The following is a 10481-nucleotide window of genomic DNA, read 5'->3' on the forward strand; positions in this document are numbered from 1 at the left end:
AGTTGCCAACACCGTATAAAATTAATTGCTTGTGCAAGCCTACTTACGAAAATCCTCGCGGATTTTCTATTCGGTTTGTATTTGCTAAATTAGGTGCTTAAACAACGCAACTAATCTTATACAATCACGTTGCCCACAATTAAAAAAACAGTATGAATAAGAGAGATTATTTTTCGGTACGAACAGGTAAAATTATACCGAATAAGGTAATTGATTTAAAAGTACTGAAAAAATTATTCCTGATAATATACAAGAAAATTGAAACTGATGGATATTTTCAAAAATATTTCGGTTTTTATTGCGAAGACCAAGAAGAAGTTGCGGGAGAATTAGGATACGACTTGGATGATGTAATGTTTATTCATTTAAAAAAGGAAAATCTTTTCCCAATAACAAGTCAAATAGAAAATTACTCAGAAGACGATTTATTTGACGTTTTAGAATTTCTACACGATTACTGCTCTAAAGGAATAGATGGTTTTTATCATCAACATAATGGTTGTGGTTATCATTGGGAGGAATTTAATGATAAAGAAGGTCAACTGTATTTTAGAGAACAAATTAATCCGATTTTAAAAGATTACGCAAATGGGTTTGAACTTTCCAAAAATGGAGAAATTCTGCAATTAGCAGATTCAGGATTATCACATCTCTTTGATGCCGATGTTCCTACTTCAGACAAAGAAAATATTGAAACTAAAATAAATAATGCAGTTTTAAAATTTCGGAGATATAAGTCAACAATGGACGAGAGACAAGATTCAATACGAGAATTAGTTGATGTTCTAGAATATTTAAGACCAAAAGCAAAAGAATTTTTAGAATCAAAAGACGAATCGGATTTATTTAATATCGCAAATAATTACGGAATAAGACACCATAATGAAAAGCAGAAAAGTAAATACGATGTTGCTATTTGGCACAGTTGGATGTTTTATCATTATTTAGCGACAATCCACGCTCTTTTAAGAATAATAAAGAAAAACAAGAAATAACTGTGGGCAACACCGTATATAATTTATTGCTAGTTCTAGCCTACTTACGAAAATCCTCGCGGATTTTCTATTCGGTTTTTATTTGCTAACTTTAGTGCTTAAACCACGCAACAAACCATATACAACAACGTTGTAATGCATTCCCCACACAAGAAAAACCTGTTAATTTCTTGAGCTAACGAGTAAAAGTTTTGTGTAGGAAAATTACAGTAAATTTGACGTTAGTCAGAATTTAAGAAAAACTGAAATTTAAAATGAAATTAACAGTCAATAACGAACTATTAGAAATTTTTAAAGACATTCTAAATCGGAATTTGACAATAACTGAATGGAGTGAAATTGAAAGTTGTGATGAATTTCAAACTGACAACTTTTGTGGCGGATTTGATTCGACTGAAATGGAATTTTGTTTCAGCTATTATGACAATAACAAAACGGAATATTGGTTTCAGAAATCACTCAATGAAATCAAAGATATTGCAAACGGAGAATTGACTGAATTCCCAATAAGACTTGCTGAATGAAAATCATAGGAATAATCATTTTGACCATACTTATTGTCGGATTTATATTTTTTCGCTCTTGGGATTATTTGATAAAGTATAAAAACAAGCAAGCTGGAAAAAAATATTGCGAAGAAAACGGACTGACATTTTTAAGTGCAAAAAGTTATGAATTACATACACGATTATATTTTGAGAAAGACGGAACAAAAAGTTGGGCGAATTATGAAACGGATAGAAAATATAATATAACTTGGAAAAAAGAAACACCTGAAGAAAAGGTTGAAAACAAAAGAACTAATAAATAAAAAACGCATTACAACAATGGCTATAAGTAATTGCTTATTCTCGCCTACTTCTGAAAATCCTCGCGGATTTTCAGTTTGGTGCGTACTTGCTAAATTAAATGCTAACCCACGCAACTACTCATAGCCGAGACCGTTGGCAACAAGCAAAAACCAGAACGCTAAAGAATGAAAGAAGTAGAAATTGAAGTTTATGACAAAAGAGAAAAAGTAACAACTACACTTTGCGTTAAACAATTAACTGAAAACCAATTTCGAATGATTGACAATGATTTGTTTAATAACGAATTAACTTTAGGCGCTGAATTTGAAACCAAAATTAACTCTGAAAACAAACACGAAGTTGTGAAAATTCTTAAGAAATCGGAATTCATTACTCGGAGATTTAGTTTAACACCAAACTATAAAGAATCTGATTATCGAATACTTGGAGATGAATTAACCAAAAGAGGCGGATTTTGGCAAGTTGACCTTGGAAGTATTGCAACTGTGAATATTCCAAAGAGTTTTGAATTTGATATTAATCAAGTTATTAAAGATTTAGAATTAGTAGAAATAACAGATTAAAAATGCTATCAAAAAAACGAAAACTGATTTCACTAATTGCCATCGTAATTCTGACTTTTATTATTGGAATACGATATGAATTGGACTATCGGATTTTGACTCGCAGAACGATAAAATACTTAGCAAATTATGAACTTGGATTTTATGGCGGAAAAGACTTCAGAATCTTTGAGACAGACATTGCTTTCATTCTGACTTTAATCCCAATCGGATTTTATTTCACATCTCGAAAAATCCGTTCAATTAAAAAAGTATTATGGTTGAATTTAGTCTATCTAATTTTAGTTCCGATTTTTTACTGTCTTTTTTGCTTTCTTGAAAGTCAGTTTATAAATATAACTGTGACTAATCCAATAATGAATGACGGAATTTTAAAATATCATCAGAATAATTTGAATTATAGAGTGATTTTATTTTTGACAATAATCTCGACTTTTATTAGCGGAATAATAATTAAGAAAATAACAAACGAAAAAAAGCCAGTTGCCAACACCGTATAAAATTAATTGCTGGTAAAAGCCTATTTACGAAAATCCTCGCGGATTTTCTATTCGGTTTGTATTTGCTAAATTAGGTACTTAAACAACGCAACTAATCTTATACATAAACGTTGTGCATAATGCGAAAACCGAACTAATCAATGATAGAAATTCTTTTGATTTTACTAATTCTCTTCTTTATGGGACTTCCATTTTATTGGATTTACAAATTAGTATTTAAAAAGAAAAAAATTATAAAAGCTGACAAACAGAATACCGAAGAAAAAAAATCTGAATCTGAATTTGAACCATCGGAATTAATAAAAAAAGCGGATTTTATGTTTATGCAAGATTACCGAATGTGGAAAAATCTTTCTGAATCTAAAAAAAAGGAACGCTTGACTGATATACAAGTGATTTTCGATTATGGCAAAGACCATTTAAAAAGAGAAATGATTAAAAAAGGTTTTGAGCCTGGTTCCAAAATAATTGACATTAAATATTTCACAGGATTAAATGAATTTGGATTTACAATAGCAACATTTTTAATTCAACACGAAAAAGGAGGAGAAATTCGAGCGCTGACTGTAAATATTGATATGGACAAAATGAACTTTACAGCGACAAACAATCACTTTTTTAGTAATGGAAAAGAAAAATATTGGTACTTAAAAGAAAAGAAAAAAGATTTAATGAAAATATAAGCACTATGCACAACACCGGCTATAGTTCATTGCTTCTGACTTTCCTCGCGGAAAGTCCTCGCAAATTTGCTATCTTCGGTTTGCGGCGGAAAATCCTCACGGATTTTCACGCAACGAAACCATAGCCAAACACGTTGTGGGTAATGCAAAAAAAAACTGCACGAAAAAATGACAGAAACAAAATTTGACTGTTTTGATAGAAATTCTAATTTGGAAATAATCAGACAAATCCGAAACTCGGAAAAAATATCATTGGATGATTATATTGAGAAAGTCTTAATACCGCTGAAAAAAGAAAATCCAAATTTCTTAAACACTCTTTATAAGGATATAAGTTATGTTTTAGAAGGTTTAGATAATGGTTCAGATAATGATTTGCTTTTTGAAAACGGAGATTTAGTTATTGAAGATGGAGATTTCAAATTAACAGGTTATCAAACAAGACTTCACGACATTAGTATTTGGTTACATCAAGAGTTTGTTTCAAAAACAATGGAAAGTGTGAAAATCGGATTTCTGAATATAACCGATAAATTGGAAAAGGCTGAACAGCAACTTTTCAAAAATGACAAACTAACGACCGAATACAAATCGGAATTAGATAAAATCAAAAAAAGCCTAAAAAAGGAAAGGAAATTTAATTACGATAACAAATCCAATGGATTGAAAAAATATTTGGATTTTGATATTTTAGAGCTAAAACCAAACATTTTTGGATTAGGGATAAATTTAAACGAAATAATTAATAAAGCTAAAAATAAGGAATAACGCTATGAAAATAGAAATGGAAAACATTACAATAATGTTACCGGATGAAAATTCAGGAGTTGATAGAAAATTGATGTTAGAAGATGACGGACAAGTTTTACAAATCAATTTTATTGGTAGAAACGACCAACAATCTGGCGGAATATCTTTGACCAAATCTCAAATGTTGCTTTTAAGAGATAATCTAAATACATTTATAAAGAATAAATTGGTAGAATAACACGCGAAAGCACTACCCACAACAACGTATATAGCTCATAGCTAGTCAGTTGTTTAATCGGAAGTTCAGGCATATTTACGAAGTCCGACAAATTTTTTTATTTGGCTTATTGAAAAGAATAGATAATAAGAAAATTAAAAAATTCGGCTCGTGCTTAACCGAAAGGTAATCGCTAATTTGCACGCTACGAGCCATATACAAAACCGTTGCCACACATTTGAGAAAAACCGAATTCCATAGAATGAGCAGACTGATTTTTATAATATTTATTTCTATTCCATTTTTGAGTTTTGGACAAATTGAAAATAAATGGCAACCTGATAGTATTTATTCAAACCGACAAGTAAAGAAAATATTTGTCTACTTAAATTCCCCAAAAGACTTATCAGAAATTGTTGAATTTGACCAAAATGGAAAACGAATACGCTCAACTAAATATAGTGCCTCATACAATCGTAAAACACGAAAAAGAAAACGGATTGAAAAAATCAACCTATTTAAATACAATAATAAAAATCAGTTAATTAAAATATTAGATTCAGTCGGAAAGGATTCATCCACTTTTAAATACGGGAATGATGGAAAGCTAACTTCATCCCGAAAGAATTTGGGGAATTTTAAATACGAAACAAAATACTTCTATGAACCATACAAATCGACCACAACTCGGATTAAAGACTCAATAGTCGTTTACGAAAAATCAAAAGAATATGAACAAGATTTTTATGTTAGTAGGTTTTATGGCACTTATTTAAAGCCAAAATTAAAAAAAGTAATAGATACTATTGACGGAATCGCAAACACGACAGCGTATAAAGACTATAAAGATTTAGAAAAGTTTAAAGATGATAAAACGATTAAAAACACATTCGACAAAAAAGGTTATCTTATCAAATCAGAAATTCATTCGATTTTTATGAACGACCGAATTAATGAATATGAATTGACTTATAAATATTATAAAAACGGACTTTTGAAAAGTGTTAACGGATATGTTGGTAGATACTTTAAATACGAATATTGGGAATAAAAAACGTGTGGCAACAACGTGTATAATTAATGGCTGGTTCAAGCCTACTTACGAAAATCCTCGCGGATTTTATATTCGGTTTTTATTTGCTAAATTAGGTGCTTAAACACGCCACTAATCATACACAAAACATTGCCACACATTTGAAAAAAATCCCGATACATATAACAATTTTGCCATTCTTGTTACTTTTTAGTTGCAAGAAAACTTCAACACCGAATGAATATTTGAACAAATTCGGAATTGAAAAAGCTGAATATCAATCGGACAAAAAAATTCTCTCGGATTTGACAAAATCAAGACGTGATTCATTACGAAAATCGTCTGCAACTCCAGAGGGAAAAACCTTGGAAGTTTATATTGATACAATTTTTTACAATCCTAATGATAAAATTGTTTTTCTTTCAATTACAAAAAAAGAAAACCAATACGCAATGAATGACGCTGGAATTTCTTACTCTGGCGAATGTTACATCGGAATTAAAAATGCGGAATCTAAAACTATAAAAATACTCGACCGACTGAAATACAGTTCGACTTCTGATAAAATTGACGGATTCAATAGAGTAAAGAAATCAAATCGGAATATCTATCTGACCGAAATGGAATTTATTGATAACCGATTTAATATAAATGACAATCGTTTTTGGACGAGCAAAGTCTGGAATAAAAAATAAAAACGTGTGGCAACACCGTGTATAATTAATGGCTAGTTCGAGCTTGCTTACGAAAATCCTCGCGGATTTTCTATTCGGTTTTTATTTGCTAAATTAGTTGCTTAAACACGCCACTAATCATACACAAAACCGTTGGCAACAAGCTGTGAAATTCGTCAATTCAAGAAAATTAGAGGATTAAATTGATAATTTTGTATCTTTGATAAAAAGCTGAATAAAATGAATATAGAAGCTCGAAAAATAGAATTTGTAAAAGAATTTTTAAAACTTCAAAGTGAAGAGGCTATTTCACGTCTTGAAAATATCTTGAGAAAAGAAAAAAACACTTCAGACGAGCGAATATTCGAACCTATGACTCAAGATGAACTGAACAAAAGAATTGATAAATCGGAATCTGACTTTCGAAACAATCGATTTAAAAGCAGTTCTGAACTCTTAGCCAAGTACGAATAATGACGTTGAAAATTATTTGGTCTGAATTTGCTGAAACTCAACTTGACGAAATTTATGAGTATTACAAAAAGAAAGCAAGCCCTCAAACTGCTAAAAAACTTCTAAAAGGAATTATCAACGAACCTAAAAAGTTGATAAAAACACCATTAATTGGACAGGAAGAAGAATTACTAACACAAAGGGAAATTCATTATAGATATTTAATATTCAAAAACTATAAACTGATTTATTCTGTGGATATGGACAGCGGATTTATAAAAATTGCTGACGTTTTTGATACTCGACAAAACCCACCAAAGATAAAACGAACGAAATAAAAGCCAGTTGCCAACACCGTGTATAATTCATTGCTGGTTTTAGCCTACTTACGAAAGTCCTCGCGGACTTTCTATCTGTGATTTATTTGCTAACTTTAGTGCTTAAACACGCAACGAAATCATACACAAAACCGTTGGCATTCATTGAGCAGAACCGTTAAAAATGACAATTATGAGTAATTTAAAAGACATTAAATCGGAAATTGATAAATATGCGAATGACTCAAATCAGACTGAATTACAAATTGTTGAGAAACTGGAAAAACACTATTTTGACAAAAAAGTAAACGAGAATTTAAAGTTGTATAAAAAAGGAAAGAAAAAAGTGAGCGAAATAACAAAAGACCTGAAAATCTCGCCACGAAAATTTTATGCGATTTTAGACAAAAAGAAAATAGAACATAAGAAATATAAAAAAGAGTGATTTAAAATAAAACGTTTGACTTTTAGCTCGTTTGCGGAATCGGAAACTGAATTGAATGCGGAATTTAGAAAGTTGCGGAATTGCTCACTCAATCGGAAATAAATTTAACCTAAAAATGGAATTTTAAAAAATATGAATACGCAGATAAAATCAATTATAAAATCAGGTTTGTTTTCGGGAATCGTTTACGCTGGACTTATGGCTGGATTTGACTATTCTGACGGACAAGATTTCAAAATATGGAAATTTATATTTCACGCCTCTTTTTTTGGAACATTTATGGCACTTATGACCAGATATAATTTAAAAAAACAAGCAGATAAAGAAAAAAATAAAACTGAATAAAAACAACGAAATGCCAACACCGTGTATAAGTTATGGCTGGGTCTGTGCTTACTTGGAAAATCCTGCGGATTTTCCACAGGCAGTTGACCGTTTAGAATTGTCCGTGATGGCACACGCCACAACTCATACACAACAACGTTAGCAAACAGTTGAAAAAACAAATCCACATATTAATTTTAAGTCTGATTTCAACTTTTGCATTTGGACAAGCCGAAAAAGAATCCTTTTGGAATCCTTATATCGAGTCTGACCGAATTGAAATTGGATTAAAACATTATGACAGTCTGAATTTTGAAAAAGCTTACCGAATTTGGACAGATTATCAGGTTGTGGAACTGATTAAAATAACTGACTCAACTTATAACGGAACTTTGACAAATTTTGTGACAGAAAATAAAAGAAAGAATAAGTCAGAGATTATTTATCAAAAAATAAAAATTCCAAACAGAATTGTTGAGAAATTAATTAACTCTCTAAATGCGGAAAATATTGAGACGTTAAAAGATTCTGCAGAAATTGAAAACTATCCGAAAGGATTTGATGGAAAGACATATGTTTTTGAAATCGGAAATGGAAAAACAAGACGTGTCTACTCATATTGGGAACCTGAAAACGAAAGATATCAAGACCCAGAAATGTCTGAAATAAAAAACGTTCGGAACATATTAAAGTCAATTAACAACGAATTTAACTTGTGGAAATATTTTAAAGATTTTAGAGACAGGTTACCAAAAGGAAGTTATTCTTATGGAATGATAAATATGATTAAAACATAAAAAAACCGATTTGCTAACACCGTGTATAATTCATTGCTAGTTATAGCTTACTTACGAAAGTCCTCGCGGACTTTCTATCTGTGATATATTTGCTAACTTTAGTGCTTAAACACGCAACGAAATCATACACAAACACGTTGTAAGCAATTTAAACCCCAATAATCTGATTATTAACCAAATGATTTTTTTTATGAAAAACAATGTATTTTTTTTAGTTATAATATTATCAATTTTCTCTTGTAGCAATGATGACAATCCTTCTGAATTTCAAGGAACTTACTCTGAAATAACTCCTATAGAGAACCGAACTCAAATAAAATTCACTTCAGATTCTGATTTAACAATTATTAAATCGGAAAATGCAATTGACAAATTTAAGTATGAGATTAGTGGAGATAATATTTTATTAACACATGAATCACAAAGTCAATCACAGAGTTTTGAATTCGTGAAAATTAGTAATAATGAATTTAAAATAGAAAATTTATATGGTGGCATCCCAGAGAATAACATCTCATATATGACTTTTAAAAAATAAAAACTGTTCATTTTAGTGCTTAATCAAAGGAATTTGAAAAAAATAATAACCATACTATTAATATTGACCTTCGGACTTTTTTCTTGTGAGTCTGAAAAAAAATACTCTGACTATAATGAAGCTGATTTTTATGAAGTTCAAGGAATTATTAATTCCGCGATTCCGACAAGTAACACCTTTGACAATCCAATAGTTAAGGATATTCGTTTTACATATTTTTTAGATTATCAAAACCCTAAAAAAGGGATTGAAAGAAACCTCAAAATGTTTGAGGCAAAAAACGGTTATCCATTAATAGTATTAGTTCATAAGGACGATGAAAATATTAGTTTTTATGGTAGAGTTGGCATTCTTGAAAACCTAAATGATAAGGAAAAAGAATTTCTATCTCAACACTTCCAAATTGAGATGGATAAAATGAAAGAAAAAACACCTGAATATATTTATAACGCACTAATTAAAGACACGATTGACGATAATAAAACTGACGAAAAATAAAAAACTGCTTACAACACTGTGTATAAAAAATGCTTATTTTAGTGCTTAACCAAAAGAAAGTGCGTGTTTGCTTTCATCCGATTTTCGTTCCGAAAATCCGCTGACACAAACACGCACTTTTCATATACAAACACGTTAGCCACAAGCTGAAAAAAAACCGAGCTAAATATGGCACTTAGAGAATTAAAAAAGGAATTAAGCCAAATGGACAAAACTGAAATCATTAAACTGATTTTGGAAATGTATAAAAAAATTCCTGATGCTAAAAACTACTTAGATATATTCACAACAGGCGATATTGTAAAGCTTACAGAAAAATATAAAAAAGAAATTGAAAAATATATTTATCCAAATGGGAGAAATATGGATTTACGTGAGACTGAAGCACGAAAAATAATCCGCACAGTCCGCAAAATGAATATTACAGAGCTAAATATTGAACTGGAATTACATTATGTAAGTTGTTGTTTAGAAATTATTGAAGATTTCGGGTATTGGAATGAGAATTATTATATATCGATGGGTAGAATGTTTGACAATGCAATACTCGGAATAGATAAAATGGGAATTGAAGAAAAGTATCTCGAACGAATAAAAACTCTATCTCATAAAGCGAGTGAATTCGGAATAGAACTTGAATATTAGAACGAAAAAAGCCAGTGGCTAACACTGTGTATAAAAAATGCGTAGTTTAGTGCTCAATCGAAAGGAAAGTGCGCGTTTGCTTTCATCCGATTTTCGTTCCGAAAATCCGCTGACACAAACACGCACATTTCATACACAAAACCGTTGGCTTTAATGCTGGAGCAAGTTTGCGCGAATGAAAAAAGCCTGGTTTAGTTTTCGGATTTTTTCTAGAATTTTAAATAAGTAAAAACCGAA

The 10481-nt window shown here is 30.6% G+C and carries 17 protein-coding genes; all 17 read left to right on the top strand.

Annotation, left to right across the window (positions count from 1 at the left end; translation table 11 throughout):
• Positions 1-152 precede the first annotated feature (152 nt).
• The 17 genes from OS188_RS14485 (at position 153) to OS188_RS14565 (ending at position 10244) form a co-directional block, all read left to right on the top strand.
• Positions 153-995 carry a hypothetical protein gene (locus tag OS188_RS14485; protein WP_211292489.1) on the top strand — a complete coding sequence of 281 codons (843 nt, stop codon included), beginning with the start codon at positions 153-155 and terminating at the stop codon, positions 993-995.
• Positions 996-1249: 254 nt separating this feature from the next.
• Positions 1250-1519, top strand: coding sequence for a hypothetical protein (locus tag OS188_RS14490; protein WP_267149571.1), 270 nt, complete (start codon positions 1250-1252; stop codon positions 1517-1519).
• Entirely contained in the window at positions 1516-1806 is a 291-nt protein-coding gene (locus OS188_RS14495; RefSeq protein WP_267149572.1) for a hypothetical protein, read from the top strand. The genes OS188_RS14490 and OS188_RS14495 overlap by 4 nt, the downstream gene beginning before the upstream one ends.
• A gap of 165 nt (positions 1807-1971) precedes the next feature.
• Positions 1972-2370, top strand: a complete 399-nt coding sequence (locus OS188_RS14500; RefSeq protein ID WP_267149573.1) for a hypothetical protein — start codon at positions 1972-1974, stop codon at positions 2368-2370.
• 640 nt (positions 2371-3010) lie between these two features.
• Positions 3011-3553, top strand: coding sequence for a hypothetical protein (locus OS188_RS14505; RefSeq protein ID WP_267149574.1), 543 nt, complete (start codon positions 3011-3013; stop codon positions 3551-3553).
• 168 nt (positions 3554-3721) lie between these two features.
• Positions 3722-4321 carry a hypothetical protein gene (locus OS188_RS14510; RefSeq protein WP_267149575.1) on the top strand — a complete coding sequence of 200 codons (600 nt, stop codon included), beginning with the start codon at positions 3722-3724 and terminating at the stop codon, positions 4319-4321.
• A 4-nt stretch (positions 4322-4325) separates the two neighbouring features.
• Positions 4326-4541: a hypothetical protein gene (locus OS188_RS14515; protein ID WP_267149576.1), complete on the top strand. Its 216-nt coding sequence runs from the start codon at positions 4326-4328 to the stop codon at positions 4539-4541.
• A 241-nt stretch (positions 4542-4782) separates the two neighbouring features.
• Positions 4783-5571, top strand: coding sequence for a hypothetical protein (locus OS188_RS14520; RefSeq protein ID WP_267149577.1), 789 nt, complete (start codon positions 4783-4785; stop codon positions 5569-5571).
• 143 nt (positions 5572-5714) lie between these two features.
• Positions 5715-6248: a hypothetical protein gene (locus OS188_RS14525; RefSeq protein WP_267149578.1), complete on the top strand. Its 534-nt coding sequence runs from the start codon at positions 5715-5717 to the stop codon at positions 6246-6248.
• 219 nt (positions 6249-6467) lie between these two features.
• Positions 6468-6701: a hypothetical protein gene (locus tag OS188_RS14530; protein WP_040278988.1), complete on the top strand. Its 234-nt coding sequence runs from the start codon at positions 6468-6470 to the stop codon at positions 6699-6701.
• A complete protein-coding gene (locus OS188_RS14535) occupies positions 6701-7018 on the top strand; it encodes a type II toxin-antitoxin system RelE/ParE family toxin (protein WP_267149579.1) in 318 nt (105 codons plus the stop codon). The genes OS188_RS14530 and OS188_RS14535 overlap by 1 nt, the downstream gene beginning before the upstream one ends.
• 172 nt (positions 7019-7190) lie before the next feature.
• Positions 7191-7442: a hypothetical protein gene (locus OS188_RS14540; RefSeq protein WP_267149580.1), complete on the top strand. Its 252-nt coding sequence runs from the start codon at positions 7191-7193 to the stop codon at positions 7440-7442.
• Between the two features lie 132 nt (positions 7443-7574).
• Entirely contained in the window at positions 7575-7787 is a 213-nt protein-coding gene (locus OS188_RS14545; protein WP_267149581.1) for a hypothetical protein, read from the top strand.
• Between the two features lie 149 nt (positions 7788-7936).
• A complete protein-coding gene (locus OS188_RS14550; RefSeq protein ID WP_267149582.1) occupies positions 7937-8563 on the top strand; it encodes a hypothetical protein in 627 nt (208 codons plus the stop codon).
• A 190-nt stretch (positions 8564-8753) separates the two neighbouring features.
• A complete protein-coding gene (locus tag OS188_RS14555) occupies positions 8754-9101 on the top strand; it encodes a hypothetical protein (protein WP_267149583.1) in 348 nt (115 codons plus the stop codon).
• A 33-nt stretch (positions 9102-9134) separates the two neighbouring features.
• Complete coding sequence (locus tag OS188_RS14560) at positions 9135-9599, top strand: hypothetical protein (protein WP_267149584.1); 465 nt, start codon at positions 9135-9137, stop codon at positions 9597-9599.
• A 168-nt stretch (positions 9600-9767) separates the two neighbouring features.
• Positions 9768-10244, top strand: a complete 477-nt coding sequence (locus OS188_RS14565) for a DUF6155 family protein (protein ID WP_267149585.1) — start codon at positions 9768-9770, stop codon at positions 10242-10244.
• Positions 10245-10481 lie beyond the last annotated feature (237 nt).

It is taken from the genome of Xanthomarina sp. F1114 (assembly GCF_026410255.1).
Taxonomy (GTDB): Bacteria; Bacteroidota; Bacteroidia; order Flavobacteriales; family Flavobacteriaceae; genus Xanthomarina.